The sequence below is a fragment of the Rufibacter latericius genome (assembly GCF_003721515.1).
GTDB lineage: Bacteria > Bacteroidota > Bacteroidia > Cytophagales > Hymenobacteraceae > Nibribacter > Nibribacter latericius.
Map to the genome: position 1 here is coordinate 290,500 of NZ_RJJD01000008.1, position 17,252 is coordinate 307,751.

Genomic DNA, 17,252 nt, shown 5'->3' on the forward strand with positions numbered 1-17,252 from the left:
TCTACCCTCAACAGTTGAGGACAGGTCTTAGGTTTTTAGAACTTCTCTAGGGAACACCGTATAAATACGTATTTACCCCTGAACAAAGAACTTACTGAAACTTTCAGGTGCTCAGGAAGTAAAAAAACTCTGTGGTATTAAATCTTTTCAGAACAGGAAATAAAAAAGTACTTCTTGAATTGAAATCCCACGTAAACGATGTCTCACTCTAACCCCAAGGAGAATTCTTATGCTAGCCATGAATTACCGAGGACCTTTGCGGGTCCGTGCCAGTCAAAAACCCATGCCCAAGATAGAACATCCGCAAGACGCCATTGTACGGGTAACCCGTTCCTGCATCTGCGGGTCTGATCTTCACTTATACAACGGCTCTGTGCCAGATACCCGCGTGGGCATGACCTTTGGGCATGAATTTACCGGAATAGTAGAAGAAGTTGGTCCTGAGGTAACCAAAGTGAAAGTAGGCGACCACGTATTGGTGCCCTTCAACATAGCCTGCGGTCAGTGCGCGTTCTGTAAGCAGGAACTGTACGGCAACTGCCATGAATCTAACCCACAAGCCACCGCAGTAGGCGGTATCTACGGATACTCGCACACCGCCGGGGGCTACAACGGAGGCCAGGCCGAATACGCCCGTGTGCCTTACGCCAACGTAGGCCCTACCGTAATCCCAGAAGGCATGGACCCTGATGACGCCGTACTGCTCACCGACGTGGTACCTACCGGTTACCAGGCCGCCGAGATGGCTGGGATCCAGACCGGCGACACAGTGGTGGTCTTTGGCGCTGGCCCGGTAGGAATCATGGCCGCCAAATGCGCCTGGCTCTTTGGCGCCGGCCGCGTAATTGTGATTGACCAGGTAGACTACCGGCTGGAATTTGTGAGGAACTACGCCCAGTGCGAGGCTTACAATTTCAATGAGATTGGTGACCCGGTGGTGTTCATCAAAAAGGAAACCGACTGGATGGGCGCAGATTGCTGCATTGATGCCGTAGGTGCCGAGGCCGCAGGAAATGCCATGCAAACCATCACCGGTAGAAAGCTATTATTACAGGCAGGTTCTGCCACAGCGGTGCACTGGGCCATCAACTCGGTGAAAAAAGGCGGCATTATCTCCATTGTGGGGGTTTATGGCCCTACCGATAACCTGATTCCTATCGGGAACGTGCTGAACAAAGGGCTTACCATACGGGCAAACCAAGCCTCTGTGAAACGTTTATTGCCTAGGTTGATTGAGCACGTGCAGAACGGGGTCTTGAATCCGAAGGCCATTATCACGCACCGCATTCCCCTTGAGGAGGTTTCTGATGCGTACCGTATCTTCTCTGAGAAACTGGACAACTGCATCAAACCTATCCTTATTTCACCATCAGCCGGACTGTAACGAAAAAAGACCATGGAAAATACCGCAAGAGACTATTCGCATATAAAAGGATGGGGCATTGACGCCGATCCTAAAAACGATCCCACGTACCCAATGAAGAGGCGCACCAACGAGGAGCACAAGGGGTATACTTGGGACCGTCCTACCTTACAACCCAGAACCGTTGAGGTCCTGCACTCCAACGAACGCCCCGATGTAACAGCCGTGTTTGGTACTTCCACCCCACCTTCGGGCCTGAGTGGCATGATCCGCCGGATGGCCTTCAAGAAAAGTGAGAACGATTATGGCCATTGGCTGCCTTTGATCCTGGCAGACCGCATCAACGTGGTGGAAGGAATCATAGAGGACCTCAAGAGCGGCCATGTGCCTAACATCTTCGCCGAGAAAGGCTACAAAGCCGAGTGGAAACACAACCGCGGAGGGCTTCTTAGAAAAGCCGCCGTTGCCGCCATCATCAGTTACGGCGTGGTTTCCTATTTCCGGGCGAAAAAGAAACGGAAGCACAACTACTAATCACGCTTTTTATTGATCATTTACAGAAATCCCCGGCAGATGTGAAATTCTGCCGGGGATTTTCCTTTAAGTCTTTCAACAAGTTTCCCCTCAGGTTTGGGAAAACACCCAGAAAAAGGGTTAAAATGGTAGCAGGAGTTTACAACCTATTTTACTGTTCCTCAAAAAAGTCTTGATCTAATTGCTTTACCTCATATACAGACTTGATCTGAATGCCTACATTAAATTCATGCATCAAATCAACCAATTTTAAGCCATCAATTAAAATGATTTTGTGGTGGGCATCACGTGCCTTTTGCTCAGCACCTTTATCAAAAAGAGAAGTTGTTACGAAAACACCTTTATTGGTATCGCCACCCATTGCCCCAATAAAGTTTCTAATGTCTTTTTCTCTAACCTTATTTTCAGTAAATCTTTTCGCTTGAATGTAGATTTTATCTAAACCCAGCTTGTCTTCATTTATAATGCCATCAATACCACCGTCAGATGATTTTGATGTTTCTATGAAATCACCATATCCCATTTTTTTCAGTAATTTTAAAATTACTTTTTCAAAATAGTAAGGGTCAATTGATTTAAGTTTTTCTAACAGTTCATTCTTAACCTCGCTTTCAATTTGCGAAAAGCCAGAATCTATTAGATCCTGTGGTGAGGAACTTTTGACTTCTTTTAAGTTCGCTATATTCGCTATACTTGAATCCTTCTTTGATTTTTCTTCTGAATAGAAATTGAACAGGCTTGAATCATCCTCCATCTCCTTAAGAGTAATGTTGAATTTCTGATTCGCACCTTTATCTGTGATTTTTACGAAGCCTCTTATAGGGTAAAAAATATACCCTCCTTTTTTAAGATAAGATTTCCCCCAAGCAATTCTATTGTTTATAAGTAACTCTCCAGACTTAGTTTTTTCGTTTAATAGCTCTCCCGGTAAATGAGAGTAGAATTTCTGTATTACTAAATTTTGAAGTTCACGAGTATGGATAGTTTCACCATTGCTTAAGACTTGTAAGATTGGATTGAATGTTTCATGAAACTTTGGTATCTCTATATTTTTCATTTAAACTTTTGATTTGAACCTAACTACAGAATCGCACATCTAAACTTACTTTTTATAGTTGATATTACAGCATTCATCCATTCTTGCTCCGTCAGCAAACTATCAAGCTGCTTTAATTTTCTGCCTTCCTTCCAAAAACTGCCCCAAAACCAAACTTATAACTTCATCAGCATTTCATATTGGCCTAACAGTTCAGGCATTTGGCGTGCCTTTAAAAACTGTACCATCTGCTCTGCCTGGGCATCAACATTAACCACGGCTATTAACGGGGAAGAAGTCAAAGAAACCATTTGTTGCAGCAGGCCTTGACCTATCCCTTTTCTGCGCCAGGCAGGTGCCACAGCTAATTGAGAGACGGCCCCGGTCATGGGGTAAATGATGCCATACCCTACGCATTGCTCCTGAAGCCAGGCTTCCACTATCTGCACATCGGCAAGGGTCTGGTCCACGGCGGCAGGGTTTTGGTGCCAACTGGGTTCCACATCCCAAAAGGTTTGGTAAAGAGACCAGTTAGGTGCGGTTACCTGTCGGAAGGAGACATTCCCTGGTGAATGGGAATGCCATTGCAGGTCTGCCTTGCTGTGGCGGAAAACATGAAAGGTTCGGGTGATGGTAAAGCCCAGCTCTTGATAAATCCTTAAGGCCCGCTTGTTCTCCTGTATCACCTCCAGGAGACACTGTTCCACCCCATTCTCTTTTAGAACGGGCAATGAGAAAGCGTACATTTTGGGAGTGAGGCCTTGGCCACGCGCCTCGGTCAAGACGCCGGTACCACTGTTGTAGGCGGTCTTCTTGCCGTGCCAATCTCCAATGTTCTGAAAGATGAAACCAACCGGTTTTCCTTGGTCTAAAGCCAGCGGAGACAATGCTAAATAGGTTCCGTCACGGCGTAATTTCAGAGCCATGACCTCCGGGGAGAGCGCAAAAGGCTGGATGTAATCAGAAAAGGCGGCATTGAAGAGCGTGCACAGCTGGTCAACTGTCAGGGATTCGGCAAAGGAGAAGGTCATAAGGGCAAGGAATCTGGACGAGAAGCCTAAGTAACAAAATCAGGCTTCTAAGTCAAAATTCGGGGAGCGTTCTTCGCGTGCTTTTCAGGCCAGGGCGGGTTTGTGTTTTCTGAAGGTGGTTATCAGAACTAACCACATCAACAAAACTGTTTGGAGAACAGTAGAATAAAACAGGCAGAAATGCTGTTTGTTTGGGTTTTCAGATATTTTAAGCGGCTTTTTGTGAAAATAACCCTAAAACGCCTTGTGGATAACCCAAGAAAACGTGCCTGCCTATTCAATTTAAGTTATTATATTTGTTAATTAGGCTCTCAGTATTTGCCGCAGAAAGGCTTTAGAATGGCCTGTATTCCAAATTCCGCCTGAAGTAAGACATTCAAGATCAGGAGGATAATTCAAAGTAATTTAGAGGAATACAGACGTAGCTTTCAGGTAGGTGGAGTTTTAATTTTTTGAAAACAAGAATTATCTATATAAAGGAAATTGACCTGTGGGATGTAGTTCATGTTCTAGTGGCGGCTGCGGCACCAAAACCACCTCTGCCGATGGCACTGAGGTAGTAGCGGGCTGTAAAAGCAACGGCGGTTGCAGCACGGGAGGCTGTAACCGATTAAATGTATTTGATTGGCTCTCAGACATGGAAATTCCTGTGTCGTTTAAAGAGTTTGATATAGTAGAAATCCGCTTCAAAGGCGGACGCAAAGAGTTTTTCCGGAACGTGAACCGGCTGCCGCTCATCACCGGCGATGCCGTAGTAGTAGACGTACCCAACGGGCATCACATTGGCCACGTGTCTTTGAAAGGCGAATTGGTGCGCCTGCAGATGAACAAGAAGAAAGTTCAGAACAACGACGAGATCCGGACCATCTACCGCGTGGCTACAGAGAAAGACATGGAGAAGTTCAACCTCGCCCGCGAGCAGGAACCCACCACCATGTACCGCGCCCGCGCCATTGTACAGGAACTGAAGCTTAAGATGAAGCTCTCAGACGTAGAATACCAAGCCGATAAAACCAAAGCCACCTTCTTCTATTCCGCCGATGACCGCGTGGATTTCAGGGAACTGATCAAGAAACTGGCCGAGGAATTCAAGGTCAGGATTGAGATGCGCCAGATCAGCCTGCGGCACGAAGCCGGGCGTTTGGGCGGCATTGGGTCCTGCGGCCGCGAACTGTGCTGCTCTACCTGGCTCACCGATTTCCGGAGCGTGTCCACTACCGCAGCACGGTACCAGAACCTTTCTCTGAACCCCAGCAAGCTGTCTGGCCAGTGCGGGCGCCTCAAGTGCTGCCTTAACTATGAGTTGGAAACGTACATGGATGCCCTCAAGGATATTCCTAACGTAAACCGTCCGCTTCAGACCAAAGCCGGCGACGCCTTCCTCCAGAAGACCGATATTTTCCGACGCATCATGTGGTTCGGCTACCGGGGCGACAGCAATTGGTTTCCGGTGACCGTAGAGCGCGTGCACGAAGTTCTGAAAATGAACGCCGCCGGCGAGATGCCCGAGAACCTGGCCGAGGAAGTGAAAAAGCAATTGCCAGAAGTGGTAGACTTTGTAGAGTCCCTGGAAGGAAACCTTGACCGTCTGGACGAGCAATACAAAGCCAAGAAAAAGCGCAACAAGAAAAAGAACAAGAACGGGGGCAACGCTGCTGCTCCATCTGCCACGGAGGTTCTGGCCCAGGCCGCTCCTACCCCAGAGGTGCGCAGAGACCGTCCGTCAGGAAGAGCGGTGGAGGGCGAAGCAAAACCCCGTCCGGAACGGAACGGGAACAAGCCGCGGGGCAACGAGAACAGACCGCCAAGGCCAGAGCGTGACCAACAGGCAAAAGGCCAGCAGCCGCAAAACAAGCCTCGCCCAGAACGTGACCCTAACCGCCCAGAGCGCGATCCAAATCGTCCGGAGCGGGAACGTGACCCTAATCGGCCGCCTAGAGAAGGCAACCAAGGCAATCGTCCGCCACGGGGAGAACGTCCGCAGGGGCAGCGTGCACCTCAACCGAATAGACCGCAACCGGTGGCCCAAGCAGCGGCTCCGGCTGGTGGAGCTTCGCCAGAAGGAGCAGAAGCCGGGCCGAGGCCAGAAGGCGAACAGCGCAGCAGACGTAACCGCAACCGAAACAACCGGAACCGCAAACCGGGTAACCCAGAAGGCGGAGCGCCAAAAGCAGAAGCATGATGAGAAAGAGTTTCCGCCTTTTTGTGTCGTTGCTGAGTTTGGGCTTGTTTCTGGCCAGTTGTGACGCTAACCGCGTTTTTGAGGAAAACCAGGACATTCCGGACAACCAGTGGCCGGTGAAGCTGGCCCCGGACTTCAGTTTTGAGATTACTGACACTACGCAGCAGTACAACGTTTTTTTCAACGTGCGCAATGCCCTGCATTACCCTTTTTACAACCTGTATCTGCGCCATTACCTGGTAGGGCCAGATGGGAAACAGGTCAATTCCATGCTGCACGAGATGTTCCTCATGGACCCCAAAACCGGCGAACCCCGGGGAAACGGCACCGGCGATATCTTTGACCATCGGTTTAGGGCGCTGAAAAACATCCGTTTCCGGCAGGCTGGTACCTACAAACTAAGGGTAAACCAGTACATGCGCCAGGACCCTCTGCCGGGTATCATGTCGGTGGGGGTACGGGTAGAAAAAGCGGCTCCTTAACTTCTCCAGACTTTAAAATTTTACAAGTCGTTTCTGGCCTGATTTTCGCAAATCAAGTTAGAAACGACTTTTTTTTGTTGGGTACCTCCACGGGGGTTGGACCCGTATTTTTACTGGTGCAACTCTATCCGCAAAAAACAGTATGTGAACGAACTGAATTGTTCCCTAACCTATGAAAATCGCCCTTGAGCTGCTTGGCTGTCTTGCTATTTTAGCTTCCTTGCTTACCCTTGTGAAAAGCACCTACTGGTGGATCAGAATTCTTGACTTTCCGCGGGTACAGGTGGCGGTGCTGGGTACGCTGGTGCTGGCCGCGTATGGCTGGCATTTTGGGTTTGAGTTGCTCAGCCAGAAGATATTTGCAGGGTTGCTGGTGCTGGCCATTGTCAACGAATTGGTACATGTGTACAAATTCACGCCTATGGTGCGGGTGCAGGCCCTTCGGTCAAAAATAAAGGCCCCTAAGAACTCGTTCGGCATCATGATTTCCAACGTGCGCATGTCCAACACGCGCTATGAGCGGTTTTTGAAAGTGGTTAGGGAAAACGATCCAGACTTGCTGCTCATCAACGAACCCAACCAGCGCTGGGCCGATGCCATTTCTGAACTGCACGACATCTACCCCTATGACATCAAAGCCCCTCTGGAGAATACCTATGGCATGATGTTCCTGAGCAAGTTCAAGCTCAGCCATACCGAAGTCAGATACCTTGTGGAAGAAGGAATTCCTTCCTTTTACATGGTGATAGAGTTGCCCACCGGCCGCAAATTTGACCTGTTCACCGTTCATCCGCAGCCGCCGCACCTTAACAAAGACACCGACACCCGCGAGGCCGAGTTGCTTACCGTGGCCAAGATGGCGAAAGACTCTCCCTATGCCAGTATTGTGATTGGCGATTTGAATGATGTGGCCTGGTCCTACACCACCAACCTTTTCCGGAAGATCAGCGGTCTGCTTGATCCCCGCATCGGGCGCGGATTCTTTAACACGTACAATGCCTTCGTGCCTTTCTTCCGGTACTCACTGGACCATATCTTCTATGACCCGGCTTTCCGGCTGATCAGGATCAAGCGACTTCCGTTCTTCGGGTCAGACCACTTCCCCATGTTTATCCGGTTGAACTATGAACCCTTGGAAGCCGATGAGCACGATGTTCCAGAACCCGATAAAGAAGAGATAGAAGACGCCCAGGAACTTCTGGACAAACTGGACGTGGATGTTCCTTTATCTGACGTGACTGTTCCGGCCAAAACCAAACCTATCACCCTTCAGGGCGAAACCAACGAGAAATCCTCAAAACAGGCCTAAAGTAAAACCGCCGTGCTTCGTTCCTCCTTTAGGGGCAAGATTGAAAAACGTTGCTAGAAACGGGAACTGAACAATTCCTTACCAAGCTTTCTTTGCCTTTACTAACCTGTTGAAGGTTTGATTGTGCCTTCGTCAGAAAAGAAGAAGTGCACAAACTCCCGAGACTTCTACTCTTTGTATGGTTCGTTGCAGAAGAATTTCAGCTTATCACTTCAGGTTATTTTAGATAAAATGCGCTGTGCCTCTCCTCCACTTGTTCTGAGAGGTCTAGCAAGTTCCCGAATACCTGGCCCAGAGATCCCCCCGAAGGAAGCCTCCCCTATCTTCTGAATAGAGTTTTGGCACAGACCTGTTTTAGGGCCTTTTTCAGGAAGACGGCTTTAAAGCAGGTGATGGGCTTTTTGCCTCTTTTTCAATAATCCATCCCAAAAAACACACCGAGAAATCATTTTCATAATTTTATCTTCAGAATTAACGCAACTTTTAAGGTTATTCTTCTATTGAATCTTCTAGAATTAAAAAATTGCAATGGATGAGTTAACCATGCAAACACCCGTTCGTATAGTATAAACACTTGCCTCAGAACTGAGTACCTTTCCCGGGTCTGAGGCTAGTGGTTACAATACACCATTCAAACTAAAAACAAAGGAGATTTAACCATGAAAGACAATCAAAAAGAGCAGCAAAACGACAACCAGGGCTCTTCTGCTTCCGGCTCAGGCGGTAGCATGGGAACCAATGCTTCTACCTCGTCATCATCAGGTGCTATGGGCAAAAGCTCCACTTCAGATGCCTCTCTTGGATCTTCTGGTTCACAGGGTGGCTCTGGCGCGCAGGGTTCTGCTGGTTCAACCTCTGGCATGACGGGCGGAACAGGCTCTGGTTCAAGTTCCAGCGCAGGCATGGGCAGCACCAGCTCTCCTACAGCCTCCGGCGGCTCTTCTTCCACTTCTAAAACAGGCACATCGGCCTCTACAACTGATACTACTTCAGGTAAGAAATCCAGCGGAAGCAAATCTTCTGCTTCTACCTCTTCCACTCCAAAAGCCAGCTCTAAATCTGGTTCGTCTACAACCTCTAAATCAGGCAGCTCAGGCAAGTCTAGCAAATCAGGGTCAGGGTCAGATAACGCTTCTGGCTCAGCAGCCTCTATGGGCAGTGGCATGGGCTACGGCGGGTCACAGGGCGGAGATTACGGCAACCAGGGCAGCTCCTCTATGAGCGGCATCAGCGGAGGCGGTAACTTCAACGGCGACCAGGGAGGTTACGGCTCTCAAGGCGGAGGTAACTATGGCGGCCAGGGCGGACAAGGTGGTTATGGCGGGTCACAAGGAAACAGCGGCAGCTTTGGCGGCGGCAATTCCTGGAACAACCATGATGACCAACACAACCGTTATGGCGGACAAGGAGGCGGAAACTACGGAAACCAAGGTGGTTCTAACTACGGCCAAGGCGGCTACGGAGCCCAGGGCAACCAAGGAGGTTCTAACTATGGCCAAGGCGGTTACGGCGGGTCAATGGGCCACTCAGGTTCACAAGGCGGCGGTAACTACGGCCAAGGTGGATACGGTGGCGGTTCTGGCATGGGCAGCAACCCTTACGGCATGAGTTCACAAGGCGGCTACGCCGGAAACTCTTCCCGTTCAGAGTCTGACCGCGGTGGATATTCAAACTACGGGGGCTCTGGTTACTACGGAAACCAAATGGGCTACGGCACTGAGAGCGGCTACGGCATGCACGGTGGCGGAGGCCAGGGCAGCGACCACGGCGGATACAGCCAGGGCTACAGCAATCAGCAAGGCGGCTCTTATGGCTCTATGGGTTCAAGAGGCGGTTCTTACAGTGAGGAATACGGGTCACGCAGTGGTTCTTCCCGCGGACAAGGTTACGACGGAAACTCTGATTATGATGGCGGCTACAGCCAGGGCGGAAACGCCTACAGCACCCAATATGGTGGTGGCTCAGGGTCAGGCCGAGGCGGCAGCAACTATGGTTCACATGACATGGGTTCTCGTGGCGGTTACGGCGGCTCAATGGGCAATGACATGGGCTCTCGTGGTGGCTACGGTTCATCACAAGGCGGAAACCAGGATTGGCAAGGCGGCGGAAGCTCACGTGGCGGCCGTGGCAATGACAACAGCGGGTATGGCTCCATGAGCGGCGGTGGACAGGGCGGCTACAGCACCCACAACGCACAAGGTGGCGACTTCGGATCGCGTACTTCTCAGGGAGGCGGATACGGCCAGGGTGGTGGCAACTACGGTGGCTCTTCCTATGGGGCAGGCTCCGGCTCACAAGGCGGAAATTTCGGTGGCTCTTCTTATGGCTCACAAGGCGGAGGCTTCGGTGGATCTAACTACGGCTCTATGGGCAATGACATGGGTTCCCGCGGCGGCTACGGCTCTTCTGGGTCAAACAGAGGCGGCAGTGACCACGGTCATGGCGGTGCCTCTACCGGCGGTGGCTACGGCGACCAAAGCCGTGACTACGGCATGGGCGGATATGGCCAAGGTGGTAGCAGCTACGGCGGCTCCAGCGGATACGGCTCTTCTTCATCCGGAGGAATGGGCTCGCGTGGCGGCTATGGCGGCACCCAAGGCGGACAGTCTAGCTTCGGTGGCGGCGGATCTGGCTACGAAAACCGTTCCCAGTATGGTGGCTCAAACCAGGGCCAAGATGACCAACGCTCCGGCGGAAGCAGCAACCGCTCTTCGCGCGGTGGTTCTTCTTCCAGAGAAAGAGATGACCATTAATTCTAATTAATAGGTTCTACTAAAAAGGCTCCGTTGGTTTCAACGGAGCCTTTTTATTGCATAACATCCTAGATAAGGTTTAATTGATTGATTTAAAATTCAACTACTGACTTTCTATTCCGCCTGCGTTGACTTTGTTCTGCTTCTTTAGATTCTCTGGCAAGTGAGGTTGTAAGGGAACGGTAGGTTGGGTGGTACCCTTAAAGTCAAACCAAGCGAAAAAATTATTGCAGGAGGAAACACTCTTCTATATAAGCTGCGCTCAATGCCTCAAACTCTCGTTTGGCCAATCCTCAAGGGAAGAATCTGCAGCGGAAAAGCTATTCTGCTTAAAACTGAGAACCCGTTTAAGGGCTGTTTCTATAAAAACGGCCCTTAAACGGGTTTCATTTAGTCGTTGATCTTCCTTCTAGACTAGAAGCACTCCCGAAACGTGTGGGCGAACTCCTCGAAGGTGAAGGGTGACCGACCGATGATTTCCTGCACATCGTTGGTCACGCCTGAAGTGTAGCCAGCGCGGGTAAGGGCACTCAGTTCCATAAGGCTATCCACCATCCAGGCGGGTAGTCCTTGCTGTTGCATGCCGTTTCGGGCGGCTTCTTCTGGAACGTCCATGTATTGGATGGTTCGGCCGGTGGCTTTGGAAAGTGCTTCGGCCACCTCGTATCCTGAAAGGGCTTGCAGGCCGGTGAGCGAGTATTCTTTCCCGGCGTGTTCCTCGGGGTTCATCAAGATTCTGGCTGCCACTTCGCCAATGTCCCGCACGTCTATATAACCCGCGCGGCCATCTCCCTGGGGCAGGTAAAAGGCATTGTTTTGTTTGATGCTGGGGGCGTGCTGGTTCACATAGTTCTGCATGAAACCACCTGGCCGAAGGATGGTGTATTTCATGCCGGTGCTTTTCAGGTAATCCTCAGCCTCCCGGTGCCATCTACCTAATTGAATGCCCGGCACGGCCTCGGCGCCGAGGGCGGAGAGGCGCACCACATGTTCTACTCCGGTAGTTTTGGCGGCATCAATCAGTTTCCGGGCCATTTCCACCTGATCAGCAGAGAAAGGCGTGATCAGAAAAGCGGTTTTTACCCCCGTGAAAGCCACGGCCAAACTTTCTGGCCTATCAAAGTTGATCTCCACCAATTCAACTCCCGGCAGGCGTTTCAGGCTATCTCCCTTGATAAGGGATCGTACCCCCGCCCGTACATCGGTCCCTAACAAAGAGAGTGCTTTTACGGTGGCAGAACCAACGGTACCGGTAGCGCCGGTTACTAGAATGATGTTAGACATGTTGTTCAAGTTAAGACGGTGGATGGTTGTTTTCCTCTTGCTTTCCATTCCTAAAACGGAAAAGGGAGCCACGCGTTTTCCGGCAGGTTTAAGGAAAACAGCCTAAAAAGGAACTCGGTTCTATGACGCAGGAAAGCAATCTGGCTAAAAAGGAAAAGGCAACCAATGCCGCCTTTCCCTACTCTTCAATGTTATAATTGTTTTGAGTGGCTTTTCTAGTTTCAGGCTTCTTTTCTGAAAACAGGCCCTAAACCTTACTTCTTCAGACTGAGCATGAACAGCCTGCCGGCTTCGTTGGAGATCATCATGTCTGTATCGTTGACGAACACGAGGCCCTCGGCCTGGCCTACTTTGCCCAGCGGAATCTGCTCTTTCTTTCCTTTGAAAACGTTCTCGGGGCTATCGGCTTCAAACAGGTACGCCCAGCCTTCGCCCAACAGAGCAATGTGGCGGCCATCAGGAGAGACATCGGCGGCGGTGATTTTAGTACTGATCTGGACGCTATCCAGTGGGGTTACCGTCTGCACGGCTCCGGGCTGGTTGGCCACTTTGTAGACTTTCACCCAATCGCCTTTGCCCCGGTTTTTGGTAAACAGGTAAAAAGCGTTGTTCTGCATCAGAAAGCCTTCCACGTCAAAATTCAGGTTTGCTTTAGCGGGCGGAAACTCGGTTTGGTCGGCGTACTTGAAGGGGATGCTGGCCACCACTTTCTTCGCCTTTTCGTCTACTTTCAGAATCTGCAGGTCCTGGCGGGTGTTCTCGTTGTTGCCCATGTCGCCTATGTACAAGAAGCCATCATTTCCGCGGGTTACGTCTTCCCAGTCATTGTTTTTGGCGCCCTGCACGTTCATGGTCTCCAGTAACTCGCCAGATTGATTGACTTTGTACAGAACGGCCTCATTCCCCGCGTCGGGGTGAGTCCAAAAATTCCCGTCCTCTGAGGCTTCCAGGCCAGAGCTTTCGGGCACGGCCTTCTTGCCCATTTTGCTCATCTCCAGCAGGTCATAGTTGTTGTTCACAGCAAAGCCCTCTGAGGCCGGGTTCTTGTCTTTCTTCTTTTTGCCTTCTTTTTTGGGGGAGGTCTCTGCGGTAGTCTCTTCTGATTTCGCTGATCCAGAGTCACACGCAACAGCAACGAGCAGGCACAGCCCGGCGGTGATCTCCAATAACTTATCTTTCATGGTATTTGGTACAGTTGTGTTAATTTCTGCCAAACCTGTTCAGGCTGGTTCCAGAACTGACGACTGTACACCGCCCCATATTTCCAACCCCGCGCTTTCAGGCGCAAGGGCACATCGGCGTGCGATGCTTTGGCAGAGGGTCTCCGGAAGTACAAATCGTCGTCGGTTAATACTACGGCCTCGTACCTATTGCCGTTGCGGAAAGTAAGGTCAGCGAAGGGAAGTTCCAGCAATAAGTGCGTATTTGTACCATTTTCGCCAAACTGGGCTAAAAGCGCCGGGTACAGCAGCAACGCAGATGGGATGTTGGCCGGCGGCGATGGCTGGGGCGTAAACCCGTTCTCGCTCACCTGCCGGGCAAAGGCCAGGTACTCGCGCAACAGCTTGGGGCCAGGGTGTTTCACGTTCTCAGTGGGGAACTGCTCGGGCCACAGGCTGGTGACCACGTACACCCGTTTGATGGCGCGCGTGATGGCTACGTTCAGGCGGTTCTCGCCTTTGGCAGCGTTCAGACTCCCGAACATGGCCCGCACCACACCCGTGGCATCCGGCGCGTACCCGATGGAGAAGATGATGTACTGCCGCTCATCGCCCTGAATGTTTTCGATGTTCTTGATGATGAGTTCCTCGGGCAAGGTCATATTCCGGGCCGAGGCCGCTTCTTCCAATAAGTCCTGCACCAATTGCTGCTGCGGGAAGTTGAAGGTGATGACCCCGATGTTGGTCTCCCCTTTGCCCATCAGCTCAAAGACCAGATCCCGCACGCGCTCAGCCTCTACTTGGTTGGTTTGGTTTTCCCAGACGCCGTCTACTTTCAGGTACTGCAGGGCGGGCTCAGAAGTGTTCATGGCCTCCAGTTTGGGGATGAGTTGGAGTTTCTGCCGATAGAAATTCTGGTTGGAGAACTGGATCAGCTCGGGGTACTGGCTGCGGTAATGCTCAGAAAGCAGGGTCTGCGGCAGGTGCAGGGCACTCAGTTGCAACAAAGACTCCACCAACAATTCCTCGGTCTCCTCTTCGTCTTTCCCGAAACGCACACGGTACAGATCTGATGGTCCCAGTTGCTGTTCATCACCGGCAATAACCGCCTGCTGCGCTCGGATCATGGCCGGAATGCCCACCTCGGCGAAACACTGCGAAGCCTCATCGAAAATCACCAGATCAAAAATGCGCTCCAACGGAAACAACGCCGACACGGTCTCGGGCGAAGCCAGCCAGCAGGGCAACAGCTGCCTGATTTCCTCCCCGAACTCGGCGCTGAGTTTGCGCAACGGAAACAGCATGCGCTTTTTGCTTACCTGGGTGAGCAGACGGCGGTACGTGACGGGGTTGCCCAGGCGGTTGTACTCCATGTTCTGGTAGGTCTGTTCGCGCAGGTTGAGCAAGATGATCTGGCGGCTGAGTTCGGCTTTCTGCTTGATCTTTTCCTGCAGCTCGGTTTCCAGCCGTTCCAGTTCGCCGGTACTCACAATGGTAAGCACGGGATGCCTGCTTTCCAGTTGCTGCACCCAGGCTAGGAGTACACTGTTCTCCAAGGCCTGTAACTGGGCTTCTACGCTTTGTGGCACAGTGGCGCGTAATTCCTCCAGCCAGGCCCGGAGCTCAGGGGAAAGCGTGTGCACCAGTTCATCGAAAAGGACCATGCGTTCAAAGTGCTCGGCCAGGCTTTGCTGCATTTGCTGGGCGGTGGCAGGGTTGGTAGCAATGGTTTCAATCTGAGAGGGAGTCAGCCACTTTTCCCAATCCAGCAACTGTTCCTGGAGCTGTTTCAGTTTTGGCAGCGTTTGCGCGAAAACGGCCCTGAAACGCTCCGTTGGCATTTGCAGCAGGGCATCGGGCAGTACGTCATAGGCGAGGAGCCGTTGCAGGGTTTTCCGCTGCTCCCAAGCGATTTGTAATGCGTTCAGTTCTTGGGTGGCTTCGTTCTGAAAGAAATCCGAGGGAATCTGTAGGGTAGGTTCCAGGGTTTGCAGGTTCTGCCATTGGGCTTGCAGGGTTTGCCACTGTTTCAGGGCGGTACGCAAGTGCTCTACGGCGGTATCTGGGTTGGTCAGGTTCTTACTTTCGGCGAAGGCGGCCAGTTTCTTTTTATCAGAGGAAAAAGTCCACTGGATCTTGCTCAAGAAACCGCTGTGGGCTTGGTCATACGCGGCCAATAATTGGATGACCTGCTGGGCCTCTGCGTGCGTGAGTTTTACCTGAGTTGTGGCCGTGGCTTGCTGCAATTGGGTTAGTTGCGCCTCGCGTTGGCGGTACTCCTGATTTTGGGCCAAGTTTCCGAAAAACAGCCGCGAAACAGCCGGATTGGTGAGAGAGTCCTGCAGGGTTGAAAGGGCTGGAAGTTCCTGCATCAAGGCTTTCAAAGCATCCCACACGTCTTCCTGCCCGGGCAGCAGTTCCTGTACTTGGTTGGCCACTTCGCTTACCGCACCCGGAACTTGGGAAAGCAGTTGGGTGAATTTCTGGCGCTCAGCCCAGGTATGAAGATGGAAAGAACGACGATCGTTCCACGGGAAATCAGGGTTCTGCAGCAGCACGGCGTCTTGCAGGTAATGCAGCAGGCGCGGGCGCCACTCTTGCCAGGTTGTAGCGGTGAATTGAAGATATATATTTTCAGCAGGCAAATGCGGCGCGCGGGGACTACTTCTCAGGTACAGTTCCTTCACCGACCAACCGCAGGTCTCAGTGTCAAACAAGGCTTCTTTGAGGCTGTTCAGGCGGTCTGAGATCTGGTTGATGCGACGGCTGGTTTCCAGGAACTGCCGCTCGGCCTGGATGTTGCCCAAGGCCACGTTCTGCCGCTGGTACTCCTCTACCTGCTCAATCTGCTGCCGAATTTTAGAAAATACCGCCGGGCGGTCCAGGTTGAGGTCGTGCACCAGGGCAGAGAATTGATCCAGGCCGGTGGTAGACAGGCGCTGGTACACCACGTCAAGGGCGGCGCGTTTCTGGCACACCACCAACACACTTTTGCCCCGCGCCAAATAGTCTGAGACCAGGTTACAGATGAGTTGTGACTTGCCCGTACCCGGAGGTCCTTGCACCACCACGCTCTGGCCTGATTTCACTTGCCGCAAGGCCGCTTCTTGAGAGGCATCGGCGTCAAAGGCGGTGAAGAGTTGCTGCTCTAGTTGGGCCTGGGCCGAAGTGACCTCGGTTTGCGGCAAAAGTAGTTCTTCTAGAGACTCGGCGGGCGGATTCTCCAGAAGGTCATCATAGTCGGCGAGTTGGTAAGAACCAGCTTGCGGAAAAATGCCCAGGACGGCTTCGGGTTGCAGTTTCAGTTGGCCCGGTTTCCGAGTTTTCTCCAGGTCTTCGCGTTTATAGGCCTTGAAAGGCTGCAAAGCGTCTTTCAGCAGTTCCTGGTTGAAGTTGATCTCCACGTTGCTTTCTTTCAGGAGCTCGTAGAGTTTGGTCCGGAACTGAAGGTCATCGGAAGGAAACTCATCGAAATCCTCTTCCATCAAGGCTTCATCGGGCACCACGTTGAGGTAGTGCGCGTAGGCCAGCAAGAAACTTTTATTGAAGAAAGCGGGCGTATCCTCGGGCCGAACCAACTGCCACTGGCGTTTTTCGTTCACGCGCAGTTCCACCGGAAAGAAAATCAAGGGACAGCGCACCAGCGTACCATCAGGGAAAGCGCCTTCCACGAAGGGCCAGCCCACAAACAGTTCCTTTGCGCCGCGCTCTTCCCAGATCATGTGCGCCCGCCGCTGAATGGTTTTGAGGCTTTTGGTGAGCGGCGCCAGGGTGGCATCGCGGGCATCGGCGACGGGGCACAGGGTCATGTTCTGCTTTCCGGCCAGCAGGTCTTTCACGTAATCATAAGCCGGGCTTTTATGGGCGAAGTCCAGGGCCTGAAGGTCCAGGTGCAGACTGGCGGAGGGCTTAAGCAACACCAACGATCGGTTAGAGCCACTGAGGTTAAGGAGCCGTCGCTGGTACTGTTTGAGCAGGTGAGGAAGAGACGTTGCAGGGTTGGTCATCTGGTGATTTCAGGAAACAGGAACGATGGTTGATCGAATGCGCCACGCACATTCTTTGGAATAAACTGTTTTGGAAAGGAAACGGTTACTTTCTGCCTTTGGTACACCTGC

11 protein-coding genes are annotated in these 17,252 nt (G+C 51.7%); 6 read left to right on the plus strand and 5 right to left on the minus strand.

Annotated features, from left to right (window positions below; all coding sequences use genetic code 11):
- Positions 1-229: 229 nt before the first annotated feature.
- Together EFB08_RS13280 and EFB08_RS13285 are read left to right on the plus strand one after the other, a co-directional pair.
- The gene (locus EFB08_RS13280; protein WP_123127440.1) at positions 230-1,384 is read left to right on the plus strand and encodes a zinc-dependent alcohol dehydrogenase; all 1,155 of its coding nucleotides are present in this window, start codon (positions 230-232) and stop codon (positions 1,382-1,384) included.
- A 12-nt stretch (positions 1,385-1,396) separates the two neighbouring features.
- Entirely contained in the window at positions 1,397-1,897 is a 501-nt protein-coding gene (locus EFB08_RS13285; protein WP_123127441.1) for a hypothetical protein, read from the plus strand.
- A 151-nt stretch (positions 1,898-2,048) separates the two neighbouring features.
- Here EFB08_RS13285 and EFB08_RS13290 read toward each other — a convergent pair whose 3' ends face one another.
- Both EFB08_RS13290 and EFB08_RS13295 read right to left on the minus strand, forming a co-directional pair.
- A complete protein-coding gene (locus EFB08_RS13290) occupies positions 2,049-2,954 on the minus strand; it encodes a restriction endonuclease (RefSeq protein WP_123127442.1) in 906 nt (301 codons plus the stop codon).
- Positions 2,955-3,109: 155 nt separating this feature from the next.
- Positions 3,110-3,964: a GNAT family N-acetyltransferase gene (locus tag EFB08_RS13295; RefSeq protein ID WP_123127443.1), complete on the minus strand. Its 855-nt coding sequence runs from the start codon at positions 3,962-3,964 to the stop codon at positions 3,110-3,112.
- Between the two features lie 637 nt (positions 3,965-4,601).
- Between EFB08_RS13295 and ricT the strand changes: the two genes are divergently transcribed.
- The 4 genes from ricT (at position 4,602) to EFB08_RS13320 (ending at position 10,690) form a co-directional block, all read left to right on the plus strand.
- Positions 4,602-6,146: a PSP1 domain-containing protein gene (ricT, locus tag EFB08_RS13300; protein ID WP_123127444.1), complete on the plus strand. Its 1,545-nt coding sequence runs from the start codon at positions 4,602-4,604 to the stop codon at positions 6,144-6,146.
- Entirely contained in the window at positions 6,146-6,628 is a 483-nt protein-coding gene (locus tag EFB08_RS13305; protein ID WP_317125600.1) for a gliding motility lipoprotein GldH, read from the plus strand. The genes ricT and EFB08_RS13305 overlap by 1 nt, the downstream gene beginning before the upstream one ends.
- Before the next feature lie 172 nt (positions 6,629-6,800).
- The gene (locus EFB08_RS13310; protein ID WP_123127446.1) at positions 6,801-7,937 is read left to right on the plus strand and encodes an endonuclease/exonuclease/phosphatase family protein; all 1,137 of its coding nucleotides are present in this window, start codon (positions 6,801-6,803) and stop codon (positions 7,935-7,937) included.
- A 659-nt stretch (positions 7,938-8,596) separates the two neighbouring features.
- Positions 8,597-10,690, plus strand: coding sequence for a hypothetical protein (locus tag EFB08_RS13320; protein WP_125077738.1), 2,094 nt, complete (start codon positions 8,597-8,599; stop codon positions 10,688-10,690).
- A 414-nt stretch (positions 10,691-11,104) separates the two neighbouring features.
- Here the strand turns inward: EFB08_RS13320 and EFB08_RS13325 are convergent, their stop codons facing one another.
- From EFB08_RS13325 to EFB08_RS13335, 3 genes are all read right to left on the minus strand, one after another.
- Positions 11,105-11,974 (minus strand): SDR family oxidoreductase, encoded by an 870-nt coding sequence (locus tag EFB08_RS13325; protein WP_123127951.1) that lies wholly within the window; start codon positions 11,972-11,974, stop codon positions 11,105-11,107.
- A 254-nt stretch (positions 11,975-12,228) separates the two neighbouring features.
- Positions 12,229-13,155: an SdiA-regulated domain-containing protein gene (locus EFB08_RS13330; protein WP_123127449.1), complete on the minus strand. Its 927-nt coding sequence runs from the start codon at positions 13,153-13,155 to the stop codon at positions 12,229-12,231.
- Positions 13,152-17,141, minus strand: a complete 3,990-nt coding sequence (locus tag EFB08_RS13335; RefSeq protein ID WP_123127450.1) for an AAA domain-containing protein — start codon at positions 17,139-17,141, stop codon at positions 13,152-13,154. The genes EFB08_RS13330 and EFB08_RS13335 overlap by 4 nt, the downstream gene beginning before the upstream one ends.
- Positions 17,142-17,252: the final 111 nt, after the last annotated feature.